The organism is Stenotrophomonas sp. GL_101, from assembly GCF_057835675.1.
Genome location: NZ_CM174432.1, coordinates 1,402,898 through 1,427,302, shown reverse-complemented (window position 1 = coordinate 1,427,302; position 24,405 = coordinate 1,402,898). Strand labels below are relative to the sequence as shown.

General features: G+C 67.9%; 22 protein-coding genes. 10 read left to right on the top strand and 12 right to left on the bottom strand.

Annotated elements, in window-relative coordinates; genetic code table 11:
* Positions 1-153 precede the first annotated feature (153 nt).
* Positions 154-2,100, bottom strand: a complete 1,947-nt coding sequence (locus AC3IR9_RS06375; protein ID WP_489294818.1) for a DEAD/DEAH box helicase — start codon at positions 2,098-2,100, stop codon at positions 154-156.
* A gap of 223 nt (positions 2,101-2,323) precedes the next feature.
* Here AC3IR9_RS06375 and AC3IR9_RS06370 point away from each other — a divergent pair, with 223 nt between their 5' ends.
* Complete coding sequence (locus AC3IR9_RS06370; protein ID WP_489294816.1) at positions 2,324-2,554, top strand: RNA-binding S4 domain-containing protein; 231 nt, start codon at positions 2,324-2,326, stop codon at positions 2,552-2,554.
* A 6-nt stretch (positions 2,555-2,560) separates the two neighbouring features.
* Here AC3IR9_RS06370 and ubiM read toward each other — a convergent pair whose 3' ends face one another.
* From ubiM to AC3IR9_RS06350, 4 genes are all read right to left on the bottom strand, one after another.
* A complete protein-coding gene (gene ubiM / locus AC3IR9_RS06365; RefSeq protein ID WP_489294814.1) occupies positions 2,561-3,784 on the bottom strand; it encodes a 5-demethoxyubiquinol-8 5-hydroxylase UbiM in 1,224 nt (407 codons plus the stop codon).
* A 97-nt stretch (positions 3,785-3,881) separates the two neighbouring features.
* Entirely contained in the window at positions 3,882-4,274 is a 393-nt protein-coding gene (locus AC3IR9_RS06360) for an MAPEG family protein (protein ID WP_489294812.1), read from the bottom strand.
* Positions 4,275-4,307: 33 nt separating this feature from the next.
* Complete coding sequence (locus AC3IR9_RS06355) at positions 4,308-4,862, bottom strand: DUF4019 domain-containing protein (protein ID WP_489295731.1); 555 nt, start codon at positions 4,860-4,862, stop codon at positions 4,308-4,310.
* Between the two features lie 58 nt (positions 4,863-4,920).
* The gene (locus AC3IR9_RS06350; protein ID WP_489294811.1) at positions 4,921-6,066 is read right to left on the bottom strand and encodes a COG3904 family protein; all 1,146 of its coding nucleotides are present in this window, start codon (positions 6,064-6,066) and stop codon (positions 4,921-4,923) included.
* A 169-nt stretch (positions 6,067-6,235) separates the two neighbouring features.
* Here AC3IR9_RS06350 and AC3IR9_RS06345 point away from each other — a divergent pair, with 169 nt between their 5' ends.
* The 3 genes from AC3IR9_RS06345 to AC3IR9_RS06335 all read left to right on the top strand — a co-directional run bounded on the left by AC3IR9_RS06345 (position 6,236) and on the right by AC3IR9_RS06335 (position 9,519).
* Entirely contained in the window at positions 6,236-7,702 is a 1,467-nt protein-coding gene (locus AC3IR9_RS06345) for an AlkA N-terminal domain-containing protein (RefSeq protein WP_489294809.1), read from the top strand.
* On the top strand, positions 7,699-8,190 hold the full coding sequence (locus tag AC3IR9_RS06340) for a methylated-DNA--[protein]-cysteine S-methyltransferase (protein WP_489294807.1): 492 nt from the start codon (positions 7,699-7,701) through the stop codon (positions 8,188-8,190). Before AC3IR9_RS06345 ends, AC3IR9_RS06340 begins: the two co-directional genes overlap by 4 nt.
* A 66-nt stretch (positions 8,191-8,256) precedes the next feature.
* Positions 8,257-9,519 carry an alkaline phosphatase family protein gene (locus AC3IR9_RS06335; RefSeq protein ID WP_489294805.1) on the top strand — a complete coding sequence of 421 codons (1,263 nt, stop codon included), beginning with the start codon at positions 8,257-8,259 and terminating at the stop codon, positions 9,517-9,519.
* A gap of 322 nt (positions 9,520-9,841) precedes the next feature.
* On the opposite strand, the gene AC3IR9_RS06330 is transcribed toward AC3IR9_RS06335, so the two are convergent.
* Positions 9,842-10,024, bottom strand: a complete 183-nt coding sequence (locus tag AC3IR9_RS06330) for a 30S ribosomal protein THX (RefSeq protein WP_489294803.1) — start codon at positions 10,022-10,024, stop codon at positions 9,842-9,844.
* A 110-nt stretch (positions 10,025-10,134) separates the two neighbouring features.
* Positions 10,135-10,548 (bottom strand): MerC domain-containing protein, encoded by a 414-nt coding sequence (locus tag AC3IR9_RS06325; protein WP_489294801.1) that lies wholly within the window; start codon positions 10,546-10,548, stop codon positions 10,135-10,137.
* 159 nt (positions 10,549-10,707) lie between these two features.
* Here AC3IR9_RS06325 and AC3IR9_RS06320 point away from each other — a divergent pair, with 159 nt between their 5' ends.
* From AC3IR9_RS06320 to AC3IR9_RS06295, 6 genes are all read left to right on the top strand, one after another.
* Positions 10,708-12,897 carry a TonB-dependent receptor gene (locus AC3IR9_RS06320; RefSeq protein WP_489294799.1) on the top strand — a complete coding sequence of 730 codons (2,190 nt, stop codon included), beginning with the start codon at positions 10,708-10,710 and terminating at the stop codon, positions 12,895-12,897.
* 657 nt (positions 12,898-13,554) lie between these two features.
* Positions 13,555-13,989, top strand: a complete 435-nt coding sequence (locus AC3IR9_RS06315; protein ID WP_489294797.1) for a MarR family winged helix-turn-helix transcriptional regulator — start codon at positions 13,555-13,557, stop codon at positions 13,987-13,989.
* Positions 13,986-15,221 (top strand): MFS transporter, encoded by a 1,236-nt coding sequence (locus tag AC3IR9_RS06310; RefSeq protein WP_489294795.1) that lies wholly within the window; start codon positions 13,986-13,988, stop codon positions 15,219-15,221. The genes AC3IR9_RS06315 and AC3IR9_RS06310 overlap by 4 nt, the downstream gene beginning before the upstream one ends.
* A 90-nt stretch (positions 15,222-15,311) precedes the next feature.
* Positions 15,312-15,878 carry a TetR/AcrR family transcriptional regulator gene (locus tag AC3IR9_RS06305; protein ID WP_489294793.1) on the top strand — a complete coding sequence of 189 codons (567 nt, stop codon included), beginning with the start codon at positions 15,312-15,314 and terminating at the stop codon, positions 15,876-15,878.
* Positions 15,875-17,554, top strand: coding sequence for an MFS transporter (locus AC3IR9_RS06300; protein ID WP_489294791.1), 1,680 nt, complete (start codon positions 15,875-15,877; stop codon positions 17,552-17,554). The genes AC3IR9_RS06305 and AC3IR9_RS06300 overlap by 4 nt, the downstream gene beginning before the upstream one ends.
* Positions 17,555-17,562: 8 nt before the next feature.
* On the top strand, positions 17,563-18,738 hold the full coding sequence (locus AC3IR9_RS06295; RefSeq protein ID WP_489294789.1) for an HlyD family secretion protein: 1,176 nt from the start codon (positions 17,563-17,565) through the stop codon (positions 18,736-18,738).
* 72 nt (positions 18,739-18,810) lie between these two features.
* Here the strand turns inward: AC3IR9_RS06295 and AC3IR9_RS06290 are convergent, their stop codons facing one another.
* The 5 genes from AC3IR9_RS06290 to creD form a co-directional block, all read right to left on the bottom strand.
* Positions 18,811-19,296, bottom strand: a complete 486-nt coding sequence (locus AC3IR9_RS06290) for a transcriptional repressor (RefSeq protein WP_489294787.1) — start codon at positions 19,294-19,296, stop codon at positions 18,811-18,813.
* A gap of 16 nt (positions 19,297-19,312) precedes the next feature.
* A complete protein-coding gene (gltX, locus tag AC3IR9_RS06285; RefSeq protein WP_489294785.1) occupies positions 19,313-20,716 on the bottom strand; it encodes a glutamate--tRNA ligase in 1,404 nt (467 codons plus the stop codon).
* A 117-nt stretch (positions 20,717-20,833) separates the two neighbouring features.
* The gene (locus AC3IR9_RS06280; RefSeq protein WP_489294783.1) at positions 20,834-22,453 is read right to left on the bottom strand and encodes a M28 family metallopeptidase; all 1,620 of its coding nucleotides are present in this window, start codon (positions 22,451-22,453) and stop codon (positions 20,834-20,836) included.
* A gap of 120 nt (positions 22,454-22,573) precedes the next feature.
* Positions 22,574-23,002, bottom strand: coding sequence for a hypothetical protein (locus AC3IR9_RS06275; protein WP_489294781.1), 429 nt, complete (start codon positions 23,000-23,002; stop codon positions 22,574-22,576).
* A 10-nt stretch (positions 23,003-23,012) separates the two neighbouring features.
* Positions 23,013-24,332 (bottom strand): cell envelope integrity protein CreD, encoded by a 1,320-nt coding sequence (gene creD / locus AC3IR9_RS06270; protein ID WP_489294779.1) that lies wholly within the window; start codon positions 24,330-24,332, stop codon positions 23,013-23,015.
* Positions 24,333-24,405 lie beyond the last annotated feature (73 nt).

Sequence of the window (24,405 nt, the reverse complement as noted above, 5' to 3'; positions counted from 1 at the left end):
ATCCCCCCGGAACCGTGGATTGGGTGTCAAGTCCGATGTAGCCGACGCTCAGGCTAGAGTGGGCAATGTTGACGCCGTGCGAAAGCCGGCGCTGAAACGACAACGCCAGCCCGAAGGCTGGCGTTGTCTGGATCATCGTGGAGCGATGTGGCGTCAGCCGTTGCGCGGACCGCGCGGCTTGAAGCCGTCGCGACGCGGCGGACGGTCGTTGCCGCCCGGACCACCGCGATGGCCACCCGGGCCGCCCGGCTTGCCCTGGCCGAACTTCGGCTTGAACGGCGGACGCGCCGACGGGGTCAGGTCTTCACCCGGCTCGACCTTGCGCATCTGAAGCTGCTGGCCGGACACCCACACCTTCTTCAGGTGGGTCAGCAGGTCCTGCGGCATTTCCGCCGGCAGGTCCAGCACCGAGAAGTCGTCGTGGATGTCGATGCGGCCGATGAAGCGGCTTTCCAGCCCTGCTTCATTGGCGATCGCGCCGACGATGTTGCCCGGCTTGACGCCGTGCACATGGCCCACTTCGATACGGAAGGTTTCCATGCCCTGCTCGGCGGCACCGCGCGGAGCGATGTCACGGCGCGGCGCCCGTTCAGCGCCACTGTCGTTGCCGAAATCGCCTTCCGGGCGCGGCGGACGCGGGCCACGGTCGTCTTCACGACGCGGGCCACGCTCAAAACGCGGCTCGAAGCGGGCCGGACGCTCGCCGCGGTCACCACGATCGTTACGGTCGTTGCGCGGGCTCGGTGCACGTTCTTCACGCGCGCCCCGCACCGGCGCGGTCAGCAGGAACGGCGAGTCCCCCTGCAGCAGCTTGGCCAGCGCCGCGGCGATGTCGATCGCCGGCACGTTCTTTTCGGTTTCCAGGCGCTGCAGCAGGTCGCGGTAGAACTCGGTGCCACCGGCATCGAGCACATCGCTGATGCGGCTCATGAACTTGGTCACGCGGGTATCGTTGACCGCATCCACGCTCGGCAGCTGCATTTCTTCGATCGGCTGGCGGGTGGCGCGCTCGATCGCGCGCAGCATGCCCTTTTCGCGCGGGGTGGCGAACAGGATCGCATCACCGGTACGGCCGGCACGGCCGGTACGACCGATGCGGTGCACGTAGCTTTCGGTGTCGTAGGGGATGTCGTAGTTCAGCACGTGGCTGATGCGTTCAACGTCCAGGCCGCGCGCAGCCACGTCGGTGGCTACCAGGATGTCCAGCTTGCCTTCCTTGAGCTGGGCGATGGTGCGCTCGCGCTGGGCCTGCTGCATGTCGCCGTTGATGGCGGCAGCGGCCAGGCCGCGTGCCTGCAGCTTCGCGGCCAGTTCCTCGGTCGCCGCCTTGGTCCGCGAGAAGACGATCATCGCGTCGAACGGTTCCACTTCCAGGATGCGGGTCAGCGCGTCGAGCTTGTGCATGCCGCTCACCCACCAGTAACGCTGGCGGATGTTGGCCGAGGTGGTGGTCTTGGTCGCGATGGTGACTTCGGCCGGGTTCTGCAGGTAGGTCTGCGCGATGCGGCGGATCTGCGACGGCATGGTGGCCGAGAACAGGGCCACCTGGCGGGTTTCCGGCAGCTTCTTGAGCACCGCTTCGACGTCGTCGATGAAGCCCATGCGCAGCATTTCATCGGCTTCGTCCAGGACCAGCGTCTTCAGCTCGGACAGGTCCAGGGTGCCGCGGTTGAGATGGTCGATGACCCGGCCCGGGGTACCCACCACCACGTGTACGCCACGGCGAAGTGCGGCCAGCTGCACGCCGTAGGGCTGGCCGCCGTAGACCGGCAGCACGCGGAAACCGGGGATGCCGGAGGAATAGGTCTGGAACGCCTCGGCGACCTGGATGGCCAGTTCGCGGGTCGGCGCCAGCACCAGCACCTGCGGCTTGGTCTGGTTGAAATCGAGCTTGGACAGCACCGGCAGCGCGAACGCGGCGGTCTTGCCGGTACCGGTCTGGGCCTGGCCCAGCACGTCACGGCCTTCCAGCATCGCCGGGATGGTGGCGGCCTGGATCGGCGAAGGCGATTCGTAGCCAACGGTGGCGACGGCCTGCATCACAGCGTCGGACAGGCCGAGATCTGCGAACAGCAGCGGCGCGGGGGATTCTTGGGACATTGGGTAACTCCGGGGGCACCGCCGCGAATGCAGGCGTGCTAAAAATGGTGTCTATTGTGCGCCTTGCGCGGCGTCCTGTCGCGCCTGACGCGCACTTTCCGTTCAGGAACAGGCTAGCCCTGACCGGATGAGGACCATGTGCACTCTTCCATCAGCGTTCGGGCAGGCTATCGGCCGCGCACAGTATCCACGACAATGGCCACCATTTCCAGTTGATAGTGCCATGCAGACCCTCGAATTCGAACTTGACAACGACTACGTCGAACTGAAGCAGCTGCTCAAGCTGGCTGACCTGGTCACCAGTGGAGGTGAAGCCAAGACCGTGATCGGCGACGGCCAGGTGCGGGTCGACGGCGAGGTGGAACTGCGCAAGGCCTGCAAGATCCGCGGGGGCCAGGTGGTGCAGTTCGGCGACACCACCATCAACGTACTGGCCGATACCGACGCGCCCTGAGCCGGCTCAGACCCGCGCGTCGCCGCGCTGGGTCAGGTGGGCGGCGATCAACTGGCGGAACGGGGCCACCCCCTGCGCCAGCCGCAGGCCGGCCCGGCGCAGCACCCGCGCCGGCAGCCGGTCATCGGTGTACAGCGCGGCAATCGCGTTGGTGGCTTCATACAGCGGACGCGAGGCCCGCCGATGGCCACGCTCATAGGCCGCCAGGCCGGCCGGGGCGGCGATGTCGCGCCCCTGCGCGGCGGCCTTGCGCAGCACGCTGGCCAGCCGATGCTGGCTCTGCAGGCCCAGGTTGAAGCCGTGCGCGGTCACCGGGTGCATGCCCACGGCGGCATCCCCGATCAAGGCGCAGCGCTGCCCCACGAAGGCATCGGCGTACACCCCCACCAGCGGATAGGCGATCGGTTTGGCCAGCGGCCACATCGCGCCCAACCGGTGCTCAAACAGCGTACCGATATGCTGGCCGAAGGTTGCCTCGTCCAGGGCCATCAACGCCTCGATCCGGCGCGGTGGCAGGGTGATCACCGCCGAGGCCTGGTCACCGTTGAGCGGCAACAGCGCCATCGTGCGCCCGTAGCCGAACCATTCCCACGCGGTGTGCCGGTGCGGCACCTCGATCTGCATCCGGCATACCAGCATCGATTTGCCGAAGTCACGCAGGCGCGCACCGATCCCGAGCAGGCGCCGGGTACTGGAGAAACGGCTGTCGGCCGCCACCACCAGGCGTGCGGCCAGCCGCCGGCCATCGGCCAGGGTCACCGTGCTGCGCGCGGGCCCTGGGCTGATCGCGGCCACCTGCGACTGATCCAGCACCTGCACCCCCGGCTGGTCCTGCACGCTGTCCCAGGCGGCACGCCGGATCAGGTGATTGGGCACCAGCCACCCCAGGTCGCCGCCATCGCGCTGGGTAGCGGCGAAGGTCAGCGCGAACGGCGAGCCGCCATCCATCACCTTGGCATCGCGCAACGGCGAAATCTCGGCCGGGTCCAGGCGCGACCAGATGCCCAACGACGCCAGGATCTGCCGTGATGCATGGGTCAACGCAATTTCGCGGCCATCGTAGGCGGCCTCGGCCAGCGCGGCGCGCGGTTGCTGCTCAACCAGGGTGACGCTGAGGCCGCTGCCCGCCAGCGAGCGCGCAAAACACAGCCCGGCCGGCCCGGCTCCCACCACCACTACATCCACCGCCTGTTCCGTGGCGCACTGCGCCTGAGGGTTTCCATCCGACATGTCAGGTCCTGCGGTTGCAAGTCACCGCCAGCTTACCCGTGTCCGCATGCGCGCCGCCTTGATCTGGATCAGGCGCGTCGGCATCGGTTCACCGCCGCTAGTGGAGCAGCGACCACACCAACAGCACGATACCGATCAGCGACGCCAGCCAGACCAGGCTGCGGACGTACGGCACCCCGGCCGCGTACAGCGGCAGGTAGATCACCCGCGCCCAGAAATACAGCTGGGCGGCCAGCGCGGTCAGCCCATCCTGGCGCTGGGTCAGCACCACCGCCAGCACCGCGGCGGCAAAAAACGGAAAGGTCTCCATGAAATTGGCCTGGGCCCGTTGCAGGCGCCCGGTGAGTGGCCGTACCGGCGGATTCTGGCCATCACGCGCGGAAGCATTCCAGTGCAGTCCGCGTTCGCGGGTGACCGCGGTGGAGGCGGCGAACAGATGCACCACGCCCAGCACCATCGACCACGCCAGCATCTGGATCTCGATACTCATGTCACGCTCCTTGCAGCAAAGGGAACGGGAAAATCACGGCGCGGCCGCGCGCACGCTGTAACCGGCCAGGCGCCAGACCCGGTCTTCGTCGAGGCGGAAGGACACCAGCTCGCGCACCGGCTGGGCGCTGTTGGCGAAACGGGTGGGGAAACTGACGTTGATGTACAGCCCTTCCGGCACGGTCGCACCAGCGGCGTACTTGACCCGGGTGACCACCGGCTGGCCACGCGCGGCCAGCGCGCCCAGGCGTTTGCGATCGGCACCGAGCTGGTTGACGAAGGCCTGTTCGGTAACCGACTTCCTGGCCACGGCCGACGCGCCCTGCCACGCTTCGGCGGCGCGGTTGGCGTCCACCAGCTGCGCCACCTGCACGGCCGCAGCGGTCATCTCCGCATCCTGCTTGTGCGCCTGCGCCTGCTGCGCCGGGGTAAGTGCCGGGCGCGCGCTTGGCGCAGGCGTAGGCGTAGGCGCGGCAGCAGGTGCGGGCCGGGCGGGCGCCGGGGCCGGCGTTGCCGGTGGCGGCGGGGTCTGCGCCTGGGCGACAGTGGCAAGCAACAGCGAAGACAGCAGCAGCGGAACACGCATCAGGACACCGTTGGCTGTGAAGATGACCGCGCCAGTCTACGGGAACCCCGTGAGTGGTCCGTCAGTTGCGTTCGGCGGTTTCCGCCGGCGGCTGGCCGGCATCACTGGCGGTGCGCTCGACCGGCGCCTCGCGCCCCGGTGCCAGGCGGGACGGCAACAACGTGGAGACATCGATTTCCGACAACGGGCTTTCGTCCGGGCAGGTCGCATCAGGGAATCCAAACCGCTGCTTGAGCGTCTGCCCGCAGCTGTTGACCGCGTCCAGTTCGCTGCCCTCGTGCTTGCACTCCTGGTCGAAGGCGACCAGGAAGGCATCCTTGCGACGCACGAAATCATCGCCGCACTTGCGCATCTGCTTGATCCGCTCCAGGTCGTCCTGCACCGCGTTGGTACCGTCCAGCCCGAACTGGCGCAGCTCGTCGCTGGTCAGCAGGCGCAGGCTGCGGTTGGGCACGGTCATCATCAGGTCGGCCACGCCCACCGCTACGCCATTGCGCTGCAGGTAGTCCTTGACGTTGTCATACACCTCGTGGAGCTCGCGGTTGAGCTCGGCACGCGAGGTCGCCTTGGAACTGATCCGCATCATCCGGTGGATGCCGACCTTGCCGGCCACCAGCCGGTTGTCGCCGGCGGCCAGCACGAACACGCACGCGCTGTGGCACACCGAGCCCTCGCGGATCCAGATGGTCCAGTTGGATTCGCCGATGCGGTCGCCGGCCACGATCGCCGCTTCCACCTGGCCACCGCTGGAATCCAGGTCGAGGATGCGCTTGGAGATGCGCTGTGCGTCGGCCACCACCGCCAACCGCGCCACCAGCTCGGAAAAGCCGGGATTGATCTTGCCCACATAGCGCACGCGCACCAGGCCACGCTCGGCGCACGGTGCCAGCGCGGCATCGATACTGTCGCGGTCCAGGGCGTCCAGCGCGGTGCCGTCGCCGCCCTCGGCGGCGTAGTCGGTATCGCAGCTGACCCAGGCCTTGCCATTTTCCAGCGCCGCCTCCGGCCAGCCCTGGTCACCGCGCTTGGGCGGCGGCGGTGCCGGCGCAGGGGCGTCGGCGGCGTTGATCGAGACCATGTGGTCGCCATCGGCGGTCTGCGCGCGCACCGCCTTGTCGGCGGCGGTGACATTGCCCGGGTTTTCCAGCGGGCTGCACGCCGCCAGGCCCAGGCACAACAATGACAACCACCACGACTTGAGCAACATGAACGATCCGGGACCTGTACGAAGGAGCGCGCGCAGCGGCACGTGAATGCACAGTCTAGTGCGCGCGACCGCTGCCGCGCGAACCGGTCCTGAACCACACCGTCCCACCCCCGCATTGCTGTCCGAAAACGGCGAGCCTGCCCCAGCCGGCGGGCATAGACTGGGCCCCATGGATACCGCCCTGCCCCTGGACTACACCGCCTGCGAAAGCGCCCGGCTGGCCCGCGATGCGCGCTTTGACGGGGTGTTCTTCACCGCCGTGCGCAGCACCGGCATCTACTGCCGCCCGGTGTGCCCGGCACCCCCGCCCAAGCCGCGCAACGTGGATTACTACCCCACCGCCGCTGCCGCTGCTGCCGCCGGGTTCCGCCCCTGCCTGCGCTGCCGGCCGGAGCTGGCGCCGGAGGCGCAGGACGCACTCAACAACGAAACCCTGCAGCGCGCGCTGGCGCTGATCCAGGACGGCTTCCTGCAGGACGCCCCGGTTGCCGCGCTGGCCGTGCGGCTGGGCCTGAGCGCGCGCCAGCTGCAGCGCCTGTTCGTGGCCCGGCTGGGCGCAGCCCCGGCGCAGATCCACGCCACCCGCCGGCTGCTGCTGGCCAAGCAGTTGCTGACCGAAACCGCCCTGCCGGTCACCGACGTGGCGATGGCATCGGGCTACAACAGCCTGCGCCGCTTCAATGCCGCCTTCCTGGAAGGCTGCGGCATGCCACCGACGGCCATCCGCCGCCAGCGCGGCGCGCTCGATGCAGGTGCGCTCACCCTGCGCCTGGGCTATCGCCCGCCGCTGGATTTCGCCGCGATGCTGGGCTTCCTGCGCCGGCGTGCCCTGCCCGGCATCGAGTGCATCGGCGCGGACAGCTACCAGCGCGTGATCGGCCCCGCCGAGCGCCCCACGGTGCTCCGGGTCAGCGCGCATCCCACCCGCGCCGAGCTGCAGCTGCAGCTGGGCCAGGTGGATCCGCGCGCGATCCCCGGCATCGTACGGCGGGTGCGGCGCATCTTCGACCTCGATGCCGACCTGCGCATCGTGCACGCCACGCTGGCGCAGGAACCACTGCTGGCCCAAGGCATCGCGCAACGTCCCGGCCTGCGCGTACCGGGCGGATGGGACGGATTTGAAGTGGCGGTGCGCGCGGTACTCGGCCAACAGGTCAGCGTGGCCGCGGCCACCACCCTGGCGCGCCGCGTGGTCGATCGCTTCGGCCAGGTACTGGCGGATATGCCGGAAGGCCTGGACCGCCTGTTCCCCACCCCGCAGGTGCTCGCCGAGGCACCGCTGGAATCCATCGGGCTGCCCGGATCCCGCGCCGCCACCGTGCGGGCGGTGGCCGCTGCCGTCGCCGACGGCCGCCTCGACTTCGCGGCCGGACAGCGCCTGGAAAGTTTCGTCGAACGCTGCGTGGCGCTGCCCGGGATCGGCCGGTGGACCGCGCACTACATGGCCCTGCGTGCGTTGGCGCTGCCCGATGCGTTCCCCGCCGGCGACCTGGTACTGCAACAGGTGCTGGGCGGCACCACCCGTTTGAGCGAACGCGCCACCGAAGCGCGCTCGCAGGCCTGGCGCCCATGGCGCGCCTATGCCGTGCTGCACCTGTGGCATCTGTCCACCCCCACTTCCGGAGCCAACCAATGAACCTGTTCTACGACACCTTCGACAGCCCGATCGGGGCGCTGACCGTGGCCGGCGACAGCCAGGGCATCCACCACATCCTGTTTGAAAACAACCGCTACGACGCCAAGGGGCGCGAGCACTGGCAGCACGATGCGCATGCGCTACGCGATGCACGAAAGCAACTGCTGCAGTACCTGCACGGCGAGCGCCAGCACTTCGAGCTGCCGCTGGCCCCGCACGGCACCGAGTTCCAGCTGCGGGTGTGGAAGGCGCTGGCCGACATCCCGTTTGGCCAGACCTGGAGCTACGTGGATCTGGCGCGACACATCGGCCACCCCACCGCCAGCCGTGCGGTGGGCGCGGCCAACGGCCGCAACCCGCTGCCGATCGTGCTGCCCTGCCACCGCGTGATCGGCAGCAGCGGCGCGCTGACCGGTTTCGGCGGCGGCCTGCCCACCAAGGCGGCGTTGCTGCAGCTGGAAGCCCCGCGCGATTCACTGTTCGCCTAGCGCCAGGTTCTGCCCATCCGCAGCTGCTGTCTTCGTCACGTCACCGCGGCGCACTATGATGGCCGCATGATCTCCGTACGCCTTCCGCTGGCCCTGGCGGCCGCACTCAGCCTGGCCGCCTGCACCACCACACCGTCGGCTCCGTCGGCCACGGTCGCCGCGGCCACCGTGGCAACACCCCCGGCCGCCACGCCCAAGCTGCTGCTGGTCTCCATCGACGGCCTGCGCGCGGACATGCTCGACCGCGGCATCACCCCGAACCTGTCGCGGATCGTCAACGAGGGCGTCCGCGCGCGCTGGATGACCCCGTCCTATCCGTCGCTGACCTTTCCCAACCACTACACCCTGGTCACCGGCCTGCGCCCGGACCACCACGGCATCATCCACAACAGCATGCACGAAGCCGAGCTGGGCAGCTTCCGCCTGAACCGGCGCGAGGCGGTCACCGATTCGCGCTGGTGGGGCGGCGAACCGATCTGGGTCGGTGCGGAGAAGGCGGGCGTGCGCACGGCCACCTGGTCCTGGCCGGGCAGCGAAGCGGCCATCCAGGGCGTGCGTCCCAGCCAATGGCGCACCTTTGATACCAGCGTGCCCCTGCCCGACCGGGTCGACCAGGTGCTGGGCTGGGTGGGCCGGACCGACCCGCAGGCGCCGCGCCTGGTCACGCTGTACATGGAGCAGGTTGACCACGCCGGCCACGGCCATGGCCCCGATTCGCCCGAGTACGCGGCCGCGATAACCGAGGTGGACCTCGCCATCGGCCGCCTGCTGGACGGGCTGCAGGCGCGCGGCCTGGCCGCGGGCACCAACATCATCGTGGTCTCCGACCACGGCATGGCTACCGTTGCCGACGGCCACACGATCGCCATCGAGGACATGATCGACCCCAGCATCGCCACGGACGTATCGATGGGCCAGTCGATCGGCTTTGCGCCACTGCCCGGCAAGCACGCCCAGGCCGAGAAGATCCTGCTCGGCGCGCACGCCCGTTACGACTGCTGGACGCGGCAGACGCTGCCGGCGCGCTGGCAGTACGGCAGCAACCCGCGTATCCCGCCGATCGTGTGCCAGATGCATGAAGGCTGGAATGCGCTGAGCCGCGCCAGCGTCGCCACGCGCGAGCCGGGTATCCGCGGCTCGCATGGGTACGACAACCTGCTGCCGTCGATGCGCGCGGTGTTCATCGCCCGCGGTCCCTCGTTCCGGCAGGGCCAGACGTTGCCCGGGTTCGACAACGTGGATGTGTATCCGCTGTTGGCGCGCCTGCTGGGGGTACCGGCCGCGCCCAACGATGGCGATCCGGCCACGCTGCTGCCGGCACTGCGCTGAAGGCAACCCGCGCCTTGCCTCGCGCTGCGTACAGCGACCTTCAAGGCGGCGCGGGAAGAAAAAAGGTTCTTCTCCTCTGTGAGGGGAGAGGCTCAGCCAACGGGCGGCAGCAGCTTGAGGGGGCTTCGCCTGGCTATGACGCGAGCGTCCGGGGCCCCTTGCGGAGGTAGGTCACCACCGTTGGTGGTGACGCTGAACTCACCCCACCCCTGCCTGGCCAGATGCAGGAACCCAAACGCGCTTTAGTGTTTTTCCCACTGATGGGAGACGAACCAAAAAAAACGCGGCGCAAGCGCCGCGTTTTTTGACCCGCCAGGCGGAATCAACCGGCCTTGGCGACAGCCTTCTTGGCAACGGCCTTCTTCGCCGGTGCCTTGGCAACGGTCTTCTTGGCGACCGGCGCTGCTGCGCCCACGGCCGCCTTGCTCACCACGTGCGAGCGCGAATTGCCGTAGCTGGCATTGAAGCGCTTGCCCTTGGCGGTCTTGCGGTCACCCTTACCCATGTCGTCAACTCCTTAGTCTGAAATCTGATTAATCCCCGTACTGACACGGGTTCGACGGGGCCGCCCTCTCAGGCGCCCCCGCGCACGATCAGAAAGCCTACCACAGCGCCTCAATGCGCACAGCTGGCGTCATGGACGTGGCCGTGGTTCAAGCGCAGGTTGACCAGGTGCGCGACCCCCACCAGCACACCGCCCAAGGTCATCACCACCGCGTGCGGTACCACCGAATGGTGCAACGGGGCATACAGCAGGCCTAGCCACAAGGCGGCCAAGCCGGGCACCAGAAACCCCAGCGCGCGCAGCGCGCCGTGGCGGCGATAGCCCCAGAACAGGCTGAACAGGCCCAGCAGGGTCACGAAGCTGACCAGCGCCAGTTCCACCCCATCGCCCAGCCAGACCGACAGGCCCAGCGACGGCGCAGCGGCCAGCAGCACCGGCAGCACGGCGCAGTGCACCGCACACAGCAGCGAACCGGTGGCACCGAAGCGATCCAGCAGATGACGGACTCGAGCAAACAGGGGCATGACTTCCAGCAGGGTCGGCGAGCGTTATGGAATAATATAACATCAATCCCCGCGCGCACCGCCCCTCTCCCCTCCTCCCCTCTGCAACGTCTCGTTCCATGGGAATCGCGCGCCCCACCATTGATATATTGTAACAATCGACTGACGGACCTACTGCCCATGCGCCCTACCCGCTCGCTTCCGCCGCACGCCCTGTCCCTCGCGCTCGCCGCCGCGCTGATTCCCTCACTGGCGCTGGCCGCCGACGATGCCGGCCCTCGTGGCCACCACCTGACGGAACTGTCCACGGTAAAGGTGACCGCTTCGCCACTGCAGGGCGATGCCGAATCGCTGGCACGCCCGGTCGATGTACTGGCCGGTGAACGCCTTGACGAGCAGAAGGCCGGCACCCTGGGCGATACCGTGGCCAAGCTGCCCGGCGTGCAGAGCACCTTCTTCGGTCCCGGCGTCGGCCGCCCGATCATCCGCGGCCAGGAAGGCCCGCGCGTGGCGGTGCTGTCCAATGGCATGGGCAACATGGATGCCTCCACGGTCAGCGCCGATCATGCCACCAGCATCGAACCGTTCCTGGCCGACCAGATCGAAGTGCTGAAGGGCCCGGCCACGCTGCTGTTCGGCAGCGGCGCGATCGGCGGCGCGGTCAACGTGGTCGATGGCCGCATCGCACGCGAGTTGCCGGACCGTCCGCTCAGCGGCCGTGCCGAACTGCGCGGCAACTCGGTCAATGACGAGCGCAGCGGCATGTTCCGCCTCGACGGGGTCAGCGGCAATGTCGTGCTGCACGTGGACGGCCTGGTCCGCAATGGCGATGACTACCGCATCCCCGGTTACGCGGTGATCGACGGCCTGGAAGACCACGACGACCACGGCCACGACGCCGGCGACAGCGACGAACCACGTCGTGGCCGCCTGGACAACAGCTCCATCCGCACACGCGCCGGCGGCGTCGGTGCCACCTGGCTGGGCGACGGCGGCTACCTCGGCGCCTCGGCCAGCACCTACCGCACCAACTACGGCATTCCCAACGGCGCGCATGTGCATGCCGACGATGACCACGGGCATGATCACGACCATGACCATGGTGATGAAGAAGAGGGCGACGAGCACGATGTGCGGATCGACATGGTGCAGAACCGCTTCGAAGTGAAGGGCGGCATCTACAACCCGGTGTCGTTCCTGAAGAACATCAACCTGCGCGCCGGCTACACCGATTACGAGCACACCGAGCTGGAAGCGGGCACCCCCGCCACCCGCTTCACCAACCGTGGCATCGAAGGCCGCCTGGAAGCGGTGCAGCAGCAGATCGGCGGCTGGGACGGCGCGTTCGGCCTGCAGGTCGGCAACAGCGACTTCGGCGCCAAGGGCGAAGAAGCCTTCGTTCCGGATACCGGCACCAAAAACATCGGGCTGTTCGTGCTGCAGGAAAAGCAGTTCGGTCCGTTCAAGCTGGAACTGGGCGGTCGCCACGACCAGGTCAAGCTGGATCCAACCGGCGACTACCGCGCCCGCAAGTTCGACGCCACCAACCTGTCGGCCGCCGGCATCTGGACGCTCAACGAGGCGGTCGATCTGCGTTTTGGCGTGGACAGCTCCGAGCGCGCACCCACCAATGAAGAGCTGTACGCCGCCGGTGCGCACATCGCGACGCGCTCGCTGGAAATCGGCGATGCGAACCTGAAGACCGAACGTGGCCAGCGCATCGAACTGGGCATCCATACGCACAGCGAGCGCGTCGATTTCTCCGCGTCCATCTACCAGACCCGGTTCAAGGACTTCATCTACCTGGCCGACACCGGCGTGGTCGAGTCGCTGCCGGTGCGCCTGTGGACGCAGCAGGACGCGACCTTCAAGGGCGCCGAAGCCGAGGCGCTGGTGCATCTGTTTGAAGGCACTGCCGGCGACTGGGACCTGCGCGTGTTCGGCGATTACGTGAAGGCCGAGCTGGATGGCAACGGCAGCCGCAACGTGGACATCGCGGTACCGCATGGCGACCACAACCACAACTACAGCGTGGAACTGGCCAACACCGGCTACCTGCCGCGCATCGCGCCGGCCCGGGTCGGCGCGGACCTGCGCTGGAACAAGGACGGCTGGCGCGCCTCGGTGGGCGCGGTACGTTACAGCAGCCAGAAGGACGTGGCCCAGAACGAAGACCCGAGCAATGCCTACACCCTGGTCGATGCCCACCTGGCCTACCGCTGGGACCGCAACGACAGCAACAGCTACGAGGTGTTCCTGGATGGCAGCAACCTGACCAACCGCGAAGTGCGCCCGCACACCTCGCTGCTGCGCGACTACTCCCCACTGCCCGGCCGCGGCGTCGCCTTCGGTATCCGCGCGTTCTTCTGAGCCACCGGTTTCACCACTGGAGTCGTTGTTCTTACCCTTAGGGGGCCGCAAGGCCCCCTTTTTTGGTTCTTATCCCAACTGCGGGGACTGCTGAACACCGAAGCAAGTCCAGAGCAACCGCAGTGAGTGCATGCGTGAACTGGATTGGGCAGGTGCGGGTGGGTTTGCAGGACACGCTGCAAGTACGTCCGTGTAAGCTCCGCCACCGCATCCATGCGGTGGAGGGTCCCGCAAACCCACCCGCACCTGCCCTTGACACGTTCCTGGCGCGCACAGGAAAGCGAGGCTTCCAGTGCATCTGCAGGCAAATTGCCGCTGCTCCATCAAAACGCAGGAACCACTCTGTCGCCTCTAACGCGTCGAAAGGACACCAGTTTGTTGCACTTGGCTCTGCCCAAGGCCACCAATCAACTGTCGAGGGCCGGGGTGGGTGGGTTCACGGGACCCTGAGCCGCATGGATGCGGCTTAGGAGCTTACATGGACGTACTTGCAGCGTGTCCCGTGAACCCGCCCACCCCGGCCCAGCCCAGGAGCGAGGCGCCTCGTGCCTTCCCCGCCGTCGTGCGAAGAACCTTTCTTTTACCTGCAGGCACTGGCAGCCACCCTTTTACGTGCATATACACGTATCATCCAGCCATCCCACCCGGCTTGCCCCCATGGACCTGCTCACCGCCAGCCCTTGTACCTGCTTCCGCCTGCGCCGCGCCGCGCGCCAGCTCTCGCAGATCTATGACCACCACCTGGCCCCGCTCGGGCTCAGCCTCAACGCCTATTCCATCCTCCGTCGTGCCCCGCAGCCACGCCTGCTCGGGGAGCTTGCCGACGCCCTCGGCATGGACCGCACCACCCTTACCCGCAACCTCAAGCCGCTGCTCCAGGCCGGCTGGCTGGACGAACAGCGCGGTGACGACGCGCGCCAGCGCCTCATCGTCATCACGGCCGCCGGCAAGGCCCTCCTGCGCCGCGCCCGACCGCTGTGGCAACGTGCACAGGATCACGTTGAAACCGACTTCGGTACCGCCTCTACCACCCGCCTGAACGCCCTGCTCGACCAGCTCGACCACGCCCTGGCGGCCGGAGCCGGCGCATGAGCACTCCCTCCAGCCCTGCACGTGCACCGTCCATGCATTGGGGCCTGCTCGTCGCCGCCTCCGCGATCCTGATGGTCACCATGGGCGTGCGCCAGACCAGCGGCCTATATGTCGATCCCATCCATCGCAGCACCGGCGTCAGCGTCGTCGAGATCAGCTTCGCACTGGCCATCGGGCAGTTCGTCTGGGGGGCCGTGCAGCCGGTGTTCGGCGCCGTGGCCGACCAGCGCGGCGCGCTGCCGGTGCTGGTGTTCGGCGCGGTGCTGCTCACTGCCGGCCTGCTGCTCGCGCCACTGCTGACCAGCCCGCTCGGGCTCAGCTTCACCCTGGGCCTGCTGATGGCCGCCGGTGCCGGCGCGGGCAGTTTCTCGGTATTGATCGGCGCCACCGCGCATCGCCTGCCCGCCGAGAAGCGCTCGTTCGCCGCCGGCCTCATCAATGCCGGCGGCTCGCTGGGCCAGTTCGTGTTCGCTCCGTTGGTGCAATGGATCATCGGCAGCGCCGGCTGGGCGCGCGCCATGGTCACCATGGCCGTGGTCACCCTGCTTTCGCTGCCGTTGGCATGGCCGCTGCGCCGTCGCGCCGATGACCACCCAGCGGCCGCCAATGCCATCGACGATGGCGGCCTGCGCGCTCAACTGCGCATCGCCCTGCGCGACCGCAGCTATTGGTGCCTGCACCTGGGCTTTTTCACCTGCGGCCTGCACATCGCCTTCCTGGTCACCCACCTGCCCGGCGAGATCGCCCTGTGCGGCCTGTCGCCGACCGTCGCCTCCACCTCGATCGCGTTGATCGGCCTGTTCAACATCGCCGGCAGCCTGATCGTCGGCGCGCTGGGCCAGCGCTATCGCATGAAGTACCTGCTGTTCTGGATGTACGCCAGCCGCGCGGTGATGATCGGCCTGTACCTGCTGGCACCGCCCACCCCGATGACTTTTTACCTGTTCTCCGCCGCGCTGGGCTTCACCTGGCTGGCCACGGTACCGCCCACCGTGGGCCTGGTCGGCAAACTGTTCGGCCCGCGCTACCTGGGCACGCTGTTCGGGCTGACCCTGCTTTCGCACCAGCTCGGCGGCTTCTTCGGCGCGTGGCTCGGCGGCGTGGCATTGGCGCAGTCGGGAAGTTTTGAATGGATGTGGTACGCAGACATGGTACTGGCCGCACTGGCCGCGGTGGTCAACCTGCCCATCCGTGAAGCCCGCATGCCGCGCATGGCAGCAGCCACCGCGTGACGTTCACAGGCTGTTGATCTTCCCCTGCGGCACCCGACTGATTGGCGGGTGCCGCCTTTTCATTCGGACACCTTTGTCCGATGATGGCCCATGCCCAGCCAACGTGCCGACGCGGCTGCTCGCCGCGCACTCATCCTCGACGCTGCCGATGCGGTTTTCGGCCAGCATGGCGTAACCGCCCCCCTGGACCTGGTGGTCGAACGCGCGCAGGTCGGGCGCGCCACCCTTTACCGCAACTTCCCCGACCGCACCGCGCTGGTCGAAGCCCTGCTGCAACGCACGGTGGCGCGGATCGCACGCCAGGTGCAGACCCTGGGCGACCGCGACGATGCGCTGTTTGAAGTGCTCAACGGCATGGCTGCGCGCATCGTGCAGTCGCCGGCGCTGTCGGACTACTGGCGCGCGGTGGACCCGGACGAACCCACCATCAAGGCCGCCCGGCAGACCATCTGGAACCTGCTCGAAGCGCCGATGCAGCGTGCGATCGCCGCCGGCCTGTGCCGCGCGGACCTGCAGGTGACGGACATTTCACTGATCTCAGGCATGCTGGGAGCCGCGCTGCGGGGCAAGACCCGCGACGAACGCGCACAACTGGCCACGCGTGCGCTGCAACTGCTGCGCGGCGGATTGCAGGGAGCTGTCCACGGGGAGGTGTGATGCCGTCGTACCTCAAACCGATTCCAGACTGGGAAGACCACGAACGACCGACCCTGCCCGGGTCGGCGTCGATGCCGTGGCATCCGCCGCACCGGCGCGTGGCCTATGCGCTGGTGGCGCTGCTGGTGGGCATCACCGGTGGGCTGGGCAACGCGCTGGTCACCGCCAACCTGCCCTTCATGCAGGGCCAGCTCGGCTTGACCCCGGCCCAGGGCAGCTGGCTGGTGGCCGCCTACGCGATGGTCAACGTCACCGCCAACCTGCTGGCCTTCAAGTTCCGCCAGCAATACGGCATCCGCCTGTTCGCCGAAATCGGGCTGGGCCTGTATGCCGCACTCGCGGTGGTGCATCTGTTTGTCGGCAGCTACGAAACCACTCTGCTCACCCGCGCGGCGAGCGGCTTCGCCGGCGCGGCCTGCAGCACGCTGGGCACGCTGTACATGCTGCAGTCGCTGCCGCGCCGGTTCACCGGCAACCTGCTGGTGGTCGGCGTGGGGATTTCGCAGCTGGCCATTCCGATCGCCTGGCTGGTCTCGCCGGGCCTGGTCGATACCGGCCAGTGGCACAACCTTTACCTGTTCGAAGCCGGGTTGGCGCTGTGTGCGTTCGCGGCGGTGGTGGTGTTGAAACTGCCGCCGGGAATGCAGATCAAGGCCTTCGAGCCGCTCGACTTCCTCACCTTCGCCCTGCTCGCCCCGGCGGTGGGGTTGCTGGTGGTCGTGCTGGCCCAGGGCTATACGCGCTGGTGGATGGATACCGCGTGGCTGGGCTGGGCGCTGGTGGCCTCCATCGCGCTGACCACCACCGCGGTGGTCATCGAGTACTACCGGCGCAACCCCCTGCTGCAGATCCGCTGGTTGACCAGTCTGCCGGTGCTGCACTTCATCGTCGGCGCCTTCCTGATCCGCTTCCTCACTGCCGAACAGACCTACGGCGTGGTCGGGTTGATGCGCCAGCTGGGGATGGGGCCCGACCAGATGCGGCCATTGTTCGCGGTGATCCTGGCCGGGGTGGTGACCGGCATCGCCACCAGCGCACTGACCTTCGGCCCGAAGCGGATCATTCCGCAGCTGCTGATGGCGATCCTGCTGCTGGGCAGCGCCGCCTTCGCCGACCAGGGCCGGACCAGCCTGGACCGCCCGCACGACTTCTTCCTCAGCCAGTTCCTGGCGTCGGTGGGCGCGGGCATGTTCATGGGCCCGCTGATCATGCTCGGCATCACCCAGGCGCTGAAACAGGGCGTGGACCACATGATCACCTTCCTGGTCACCCTGTCGATCACCCAGACCCTGGGCGGGCTGGCCGGCTCGGCGGTGCTGGGCACCTACCAGCTGCATCGCGAGCAGGTGTATTCCAGCGCGCTGGTCAGCCAGCTCGACCCGGCCGACGGCGTGGTCGCCCAACGGCTCAAGCAACAGCAGCAGCTGTATGCCGGCCTGATCACCGACCCGGTGCAGCGCAGCGCGCAGGGCACCGCGCAGCTGGCGCTGACCACCCGCCGCGAGGCCAACGTGCGCGCCTACAACGACGTGTTCACCCTCAGCGGCACGGTGGCCCTGGCCTTCCTGGGCTGGTTGCTGCTGTTGTCGGTGCGCACCGCCGTCCTCAAGCAATGGCGCAAGCGCCACGCTGCCGTCCTTTCCGTTCCTGCCGCCGCTGGCGCGGCCCGCCGATGAGCCCCGACATGCCCACTCCACCACCGCGCGACGACGCCGCGCCCGACGACGTCAATCCGCCACCGCCCACCGACGCCGCACCGGCGCCCGGCCCGGTGCCGGCCAATGCCGCTCCGACGGTGCCCAAGTACCTCAAGCCCAGCACCCGCAGCGTGGTGGTGATGATCGTGATCGCCCTGCTCGGCATTGCGCTGATCCTGCGCGCGTGGTCGCTGTGGCCGTTCGACAGCACCCTGGTCAGCACCGACAACGCCTATGTGCGCGGCCAGATCACCGTGCTGGCGCCGCAGGTGAACGGCTACGTCACCGAGGTGTTGGTCAAGGACTTCCAGCACGTCAAACAGGGCGACGCCCTGGTCCGCATCGACGACCGCATCTACAGGGAGAAGGTCGCCCAGGCCCAGGCCGATCTCGACAGCGCACACGCAGCGCTGGCCAATTCGGACCAGACCCAGGCGCAGAACCGCGCGCAGATCGCCGCCGCGCAGGCCAACCTGGCCGCCGGGCAATCCGAACGGTCGCGCGCGCGCAGCGAACTCAAGCGTTATGAAGCACTGGCGGCGCAGCAGCTGGTGGCGCTCAACGACCGCGACAAGTTCCGCACCGGCGCGCAATCGGCGCAATCGGCGGTGCTGCAGTCGCAGGCGCAGATCCGCATCGCCGAAGAAACCCTGACCTCCACCCAGGTCGCACGCAAGAGCCTGGAAGCGCGCGTGGAAACCGCGCAGGCGCAGTTGGAGCTGACCCGGATCGACCTGGCCAACACGGTCATCCACGCCCCGCGCGACGGCCAGATCAGCGAAGCGTCGGTGCGCCTGGGCCAATACGTCACGGCGGGGTCGCAGCTGCTGTTCCTGGTGCCGGACACGCTGTGGGTGGTGGCCAACTTCAAGGAGGGCCAGACCTGGAAAATGCGCATCGGCCAACCGGCATCGTTCAAGGTGGATGCCTTCGACGGTGAGCGGCTGCACGGCCATATCGAACAGATCGCCCCGGCCACCGGTTCGGAATTCAGCGTGCTGCGCCCGGACAACGCCAGCGGCAATTTCACCAAAGTGGTGCAGCGCCTGCCGATCCGGATCGCGATCGACCCCGATCAACCGTTGGCCAAGCGCCTGCGGCCGGGCATGTCGGTGGTGGTGCGGGTGGAGACGGCGGACGCGGGTCGTGAACCGGCGCCATGAAAAATGCCGCGCAGAGTGCGGCATTTTCGTCAAACACAGCGTACCGACCACCGGCCGGTAGCTACCGGGGTTTCAGCCCGCGCAGCGCGCGCACAGCCCATGCACTTCCAGGGTCTGTGCCTGCGGCTGGAAGCCCAGCTCCTTGGCCCGCTTCTCCAGCTGGCTGACGATTTCGCGGTCTTCCAGTTCCACCGCACTGTGGCAGCTGTTGCAGATCAGGAACGGCACCGAGTGCTGCGCACTGCTGGGATGGTGGCAGGCCACGAAGGCGTTCACCGACTCCAGCTTGTGCACGAAGCCATTGGCCATCAGGAAATCCAGCGCGCGGTACACCGTAGGCGGGGCATCGGCACCGACGCCCTTGCCGTTGCGCACCCACTCCAGCAGCTCGTAGGCCTTGACCGGCTTGCCGGCCTCGGCGATCAGGCGCAGCACGTTAGCCCGGATCGGGGTCAGGCGCAGCCCGCGTTCGGTGCACACGCGCTCGACCACCTTCACGAAGTCAGAGGCGTCGTGAACGTGGTGGTGCGGGGCGGTACAAGCGGTTTTGGCAGGCATGCGCGGTCTCCTGTGGTCAGGCCGTCGGTACTTTAGTAAGTGCGACGTCGATGCGTTTCAAGGCCTCTTCACGTCCGGCCAGGAACACTGTTTGGGAAATGTCCGGGCTGACCTGGGTGCCGGTGATGGCCACGCGCAGCGGCTGGGCGACCTTGCCCATGCCGATCTCCAACGCGGCAGCCACCTCGTGCAGCGCCGCCGAGACGCTCTCGACGGTCCATTCAGCGGCCACCGCCAACTGCGCGCGCGCCTTGCCCAGCGCCAGTTCGGCACCCGGCTTGAAGTGCTTGGCCACTGCCGCGTCGTCGTACTCGGTCAACGGCTGGTACCAGACCACCGCCTTCTCGGCCATTTCCTTCAGCGTGTGCACGCGGTCGCGCAGCGCCACCACCACATCGGCCGGGGCCGGGCCGGCGGCCAGGTCCAGGCCCAGCGCGTCCAGCTGGTAGACCAGGTGCGGGGCGATGCTGGCCGGCGCTTCGGTCTTCAGGAAGTGCTGGTTGACCCAGCCCAGCTTGGCCATGTCCAGCCGCGCAGCCTTGGAATTGCAGTTGGTCACGTCGAACAGGTCGATCAGCTCCTGGCGGCTGAACAGCTCCTGGTCGCCGTGCGACCAGCCCAGCCGGGCCAGGTAGCTCAGCAGCGCGTCGGGCAGGTAACCGGCGTCCTTGTACTGCATGACATCGGCCGCGCCGGTCCGCTTGGACAGCTTGGCGCCCTGCTCGTCCAGGATCATCGGCATGTGGCCGAACTTCGGCACGGGGGCACCGATGCCCACGTACAGGTTGATCTGGCGCGGGGTGTTGTTGATGTGGTCGTCACCGCGGATCACCTCGGTGATGCCCATGTCCCAGTCGTCCACCACCACCGCGAAGTTGTAGGTGGGGAAGCCGTCCGGGCGGAAGATCACCATGTCGTCCAGCTCGCTGTTGGCGATCTCGATCGGGCCCTTGATCAGGTCGTCGAACACCACGCTGCCTTCGAGCGGGTTCTTGAAGCGGATGACCCGGTTCGGGTCGTCCTTGTGCGGCAACGCCAGCTCGCGCGCGGCACCGTTGTAACGCGGCTTTTCCTGCCGGGCCATGGCCGCTTCGCGCATGGCGTCCAGCTCGGCCTTGGTCTCATAGGCGTAATAGGCCTTGCCGTCGGCGACCAGCTGCTCGGCCACTTCCAGATAGCGGGCCACGCGCTGGGTCTGGTAGATCGGACCGACGTCGTAGTCCAGGCCCAGCCACGCCATCGCCTCCAGGATCGCGTCGATCGCGCCCTGGGTGCTGCGCTCGCGGTCGGTGTCTTCGATGCGCAGCACGAATTCGCCGCCACGGTGACGGGCCTCCAGCCAGCAGTACAGCGCGGTGCGGGCACCACCGATGTGCAGGTAGCCGGTAGGACTGGGGGCGAAACGGGTGCGGCAGGTCATGGAGGGCTCGGGGCGGGAATCTGGAATCCCGGCAATTTTACCCGCCCCGGCTGGAAACCGGGGAATCGCCGTCAGCCAGGGCGCGGGCGGCCGTCAACCCGCCCGCGCCGGGTCGGCTCAGGGCGCCAGCAGGGGCTTGCGTGGCATCTTTTCCTCGCGCATCGCCGCGTTGTACACGAACGAGGCCACGATCGCGGCGGCCTGCTTGAGGTCTTCCGGCTCGGCGTGGTCCCAGGTGTCCAGGTTGCTGTGATGGACGTTGGTGAAATAGTCCAGGCGGTCCTGGATGAACTGGAAACCGGGCAGGCCGACGCGGTCGAAGGCGATGTGGTCGGTGCTGCCGGTATTGCGGGTGGCCACGGTGGTGGCGCCCACGTCATGGAACGGGGCCAGCCACGCCTCGAAGATCGGCACCGCAGCAAGGTTCTCCTGGGCGTAGATGCCGCGGAAGCGGCCCGAGCCGTTGTCCATGTTGAAGTAGACCGAGAACCTGTCGTAATCGCGCTGGCGCTGCAGCGCGCCGGTCGGCTCGCGCATCGAGGCGGGCAGCTTCTTCTGCGCCGGGTCGGTCGGCTCGGGATAATGCGCGAAGTGCCTGGACACGTGGTCCTGCGAGCCGACCAGGCCCTGCTCCTCGCCACTCCACAGCGCCACGCGGATGGTGCGCTTTGGCTTGGCGCCCACCGCCTTGAGGATGCGCATGGCTTCCATCATCACCGCCACGCCGGCGGCGTTGTCGGCCGCACCGGTGCCGGTGTGCCAGGAATCCATATGCGCGCCCAGCATGACGATTTCATCGGCCTTGCTGCTGCCGCGGATCTCGGCCAGCGTGTTGTAGCCGGGCTGGTCGGTCTCGTCGGTGAAGCGTGCCGCCACGTTGACCCGCAGCTTCACCGGCTGCTTCTGCTCGACGGCACGCGCGAGCTGATTGTAATGCTCGGCCATCATCGCCAGTTCCGGCACGCCAACCGGTTCGCCGGCCTTGCGCGAACCGCCGCCGCCGACGCGGATGATGCCGTTGTCCCAGCCACTGATGCTGATCGTGGCCAGTACGCCCTGCTCGGCGAAGAACGCGTTGGTGGCACGGGTGAGATCCTGCTTTTCCAGGTACTCCTTGGCCTTCTTGGCACGTTCGGCCTTGGCATCGGCCACGTCCTTGGGGACCGCGAACACCTGCAGTTCGGCCAGGCCGGCCTCGTCATGCCGATGCGAATCGGACTTGCTGGCGCGTTCGTAGTCGCGCGCGTCGTTGAGCAGCAGGATCTTCCCAGCCAGTTTGCCCTTGTACGTGTCCAGGTCGGCGAGCTTCTTGATCTCGACCTTGATCACCTCACCCTCGACCGGGCCGCCGGTGCCCGGCGTCCACGCCTTGGGCAGCGCATACAGCGGCGCGATGCGCGGGCTGAGCATTTCCACGCTGGCATTGCTGAACTCCCAGCCACGGCCGAATGCGTCGAAGCCTTCGTCATGCACGTTGACCAGGCCCCACTCGGTGAATTTGCCGCGGCTCCAGCGGTTGGCCTCCCCCATCGCCGGCGAGTTGGTCAGGCGCGGACCGATCCGTTCGGTGAGGTGGCTGAAGGTAGCCATCACCTGCGAGCGGTGGAAGGCTTCCTGGCGGATCCGGCTGACCATGTCCAGGTCCACCGGTTCGGTGGCCGGGGCCGCCGCGGCCATGCTGCTTGCTACCAGCGCCAACACCACCATGCCGCACTTCATCGTGCCACGCTTGAACATGCTCCGATTCAACTCACACCCCTCGCCTGCGGTGACCCCGCGATCAACCCTGGAGTCTAGCGAGCCGATGCCGGTGTCCCCCGGGCCAAGAGTCATGGTCGACGGGATGCACGCACCCTGTCAGCGGCGCCATCCATACCAGAGCTGCCCGCGCTCGGGCAGCAGCAACAGCCAGTGGTTGTCGTCCTGTGACGCGGCGGCAAAGACCGGGGTGTGTTGTGGCCAGTCCACCGGCAACCCGACGATGCCGATCTCGCGTAGTGCAGCGGGGCCTTCGCGCCAGGGCCGGTAGCCGGCCGTGGCGGCCGGCAAAGGACCACGCGCCTGGTGGGCGCCCTGCAGGTAGGCCAGCCCCTGCCGCCGCAGGGCTGCGCAGGTATCGGCGGCCAACGCGAAGCGGACCTGCCCGGGGGCGATGCGAGCCCCCGGCAGCGCCATCAACGGCGAAGGCAAGGCGTCGCCGCCCTCCCCGGCCAGCAGTGCGCAGCGCCCCAACCGGGCCGGCAGCACCCGGCTGGCGCGTTCCTGCAAACGGCGATGCCCGTTCATCGTCATCGCCTTACTTGAGAGTCGCGCCGACTTCATACCAGTCGATGCGGCGGGTGACCCACATCGCCGTGGCCAGCACGCCGAACAGCAGCAGCGAGCCCATCAGCAGCGCGTTGTTCTCCGAGATCAGCAAGCCATACAGCGCGCCGTACAACACCGTCAGCATGCCGGCAAACCCGAGGCCACGCGTCCAGCTCTTCAGCACGCCGGACAGGTAGACCGCCTGCACCGCGATGCACGCCGTCGCCGAGACCACATAGGCCAACCAGAACGCGATGTGCTCGGACAGGCTGAGCAGCAACAGGAAGAAGATCGCCAGCCCCAGGCCCACCATCAGGTACTGCAGCGGGTGGATGCGCAGGCGCTTGATCAGTTCAAACAGGATGAACCCCACGAACGTCAGCAGGATGAAGAGGATGCCGTACTTGCTGGCGCGGTCGGCCTGGGTGTAGATGTCGACCGGGTTGACCAGTTCCACGCTCACCGTTTCCGGATCGATGTCGCGGTTGTCGCGCAGCTGGCGCTGTGCTTCGGAGGCCAGCGAGGACACCGCCCACTCCGCCTTGAAGCCCTGCTCGCCCACCTCGCGCTGGTTGGGCAGGAAGCTGCCGCCGAACGAGGGATGCGGCCACGGCGACTGGATCGCGATACGGCTGTCATCGCCCACCGGCACCACCGCCAGCGAGCGGGTGCCATCCAGGACCAGCCCCAGGTCGACCTTGCTGCCCTTGAGCATGCCGCCCGCCGTGTCGTCGAACCCGCGCAGCGGCACGTGCAGGCCCTTGCCCATGCCGTTGACCGCACCGATGCCCGGTTGCAGCGTCAGCGCGGCGCCATCCACGCTCAGCGTCGGCGAGCCGACCAGGCCACGCACGTCGGCGATACCCACCGCCAGGTACGGGGTGCCGTAGACCCGGCCGCGTTTGATCGGGTAATCGTCGTCGCTGAACTCGGCCGTCACCTTGGCGTTCCAGCTGTACACCGGCACCCGGAACAGGCCGATGCGGCGCTCGTCCGGCTGCATGCGGCCATCGACGGTCAGCGTCGACGGCATCTGCAACCAGTAGCCCGGCTCGGTCTGCACGCCCTTGGTCTTGTTGCCGGCCGCATCCACCACTTCCACTTCGCGGGTTTCCGTCCACGGCACCACGCGCACCGGGCCGGTCAGGGTCTGCGCGCCGGCACGGCTCTGCGACACCCGCAGGTAGGCCTGGTCGCGATACGCCTCACGTTCGCTGATGACCCCTTTGATCATCGTCAGCGGGACCAGCAACAACAGGATCAGTCCGCCGACAATGGCGAAGCGCAACAGCATCTGCAGGGATTTCATGGCCCGTCCTCGGTTGGGAGGGGGCCAGCTTCGGTGCCGTCGGTGTGCGGGGTTTGTGCTGTGCTTGAAGTCT

Bases quoted from the DNA above. Each gene is read 5' to 3' on its own strand.
- AC3IR9_RS06335 (WP_489294805.1), top strand. From the start codon at position 8,257: ATGATCTCCGTACGCCTTCCGCTGGCCCTGGCGGCCGCACTCAGCCTG.
- AC3IR9_RS06330 (WP_489294803.1), bottom strand. From the start codon at position 10,024: ATGGGTAAGGGTGACCGCAAGACCGCCAAGGGCAAGCGCTTCAATGCC.
- AC3IR9_RS06315 (WP_489294797.1), top strand. From the start codon at position 13,555: ATGGACCTGCTCACCGCCAGCCCTTGTACCTGCTTCCGCCTGCGCCGC.
- AC3IR9_RS06320 (WP_489294799.1), top strand. From the start codon at position 10,708: ATGCGCCCTACCCGCTCGCTTCCGCCGCACGCCCTGTCCCTCGCGCTC.
- AC3IR9_RS06370 (WP_489294816.1), top strand. From the start codon at position 2,324: ATGCAGACCCTCGAATTCGAACTTGACAACGACTACGTCGAACTGAAG.
- AC3IR9_RS06310 (WP_489294795.1), top strand. From the start codon at position 13,986: ATGAGCACTCCCTCCAGCCCTGCACGTGCACCGTCCATGCATTGGGGC.
- AC3IR9_RS06340 (WP_489294807.1), top strand. From the start codon at position 7,699: ATGAACCTGTTCTACGACACCTTCGACAGCCCGATCGGGGCGCTGACC.
- AC3IR9_RS06290 (WP_489294787.1), bottom strand. From the start codon at position 19,296: ATGCCTGCCAAAACCGCTTGTACCGCCCCGCACCACCACGTTCACGAC.
- AC3IR9_RS06295 (WP_489294789.1), top strand. From the start codon at position 17,563: ATGCCCACTCCACCACCGCGCGACGACGCCGCGCCCGACGACGTCAAT.
- AC3IR9_RS06350 (WP_489294811.1), bottom strand. From the start codon at position 6,066: ATGTTGCTCAAGTCGTGGTGGTTGTCATTGTTGTGCCTGGGCCTGGCG.
- AC3IR9_RS06345 (WP_489294809.1), top strand. From the start codon at position 6,236: ATGGATACCGCCCTGCCCCTGGACTACACCGCCTGCGAAAGCGCCCGG.
- AC3IR9_RS06275 (WP_489294781.1), bottom strand. From the start codon at position 23,002: ATGAACGGGCATCGCCGTTTGCAGGAACGCGCCAGCCGGGTGCTGCCG.
- AC3IR9_RS06325 (WP_489294801.1), bottom strand. From the start codon at position 10,548: ATGCCCCTGTTTGCTCGAGTCCGTCATCTGCTGGATCGCTTCGGTGCC.
- AC3IR9_RS06280 (WP_489294783.1), bottom strand. From the start codon at position 22,453: ATGTTCAAGCGTGGCACGATGAAGTGCGGCATGGTGGTGTTGGCGCTG.
- gltX (WP_489294785.1), bottom strand. From the start codon at position 20,716: ATGACCTGCCGCACCCGTTTCGCCCCCAGTCCTACCGGCTACCTGCAC.
- AC3IR9_RS06305 (WP_489294793.1), top strand. From the start codon at position 15,312: ATGCCCAGCCAACGTGCCGACGCGGCTGCTCGCCGCGCACTCATCCTC.
- creD (WP_489294779.1), bottom strand. From the start codon at position 24,332: ATGAAATCCCTGCAGATGCTGTTGCGCTTCGCCATTGTCGGCGGACTG.
- AC3IR9_RS06375 (WP_489294818.1), bottom strand. From the start codon at position 2,100: ATGTCCCAAGAATCCCCCGCGCCGCTGCTGTTCGCAGATCTCGGCCTG.
- ubiM (WP_489294814.1), bottom strand. From the start codon at position 3,784: ATGTCGGATGGAAACCCTCAGGCGCAGTGCGCCACGGAACAGGCGGTG.
- AC3IR9_RS06360 (WP_489294812.1), bottom strand. From the start codon at position 4,274: ATGAGTATCGAGATCCAGATGCTGGCGTGGTCGATGGTGCTGGGCGTG.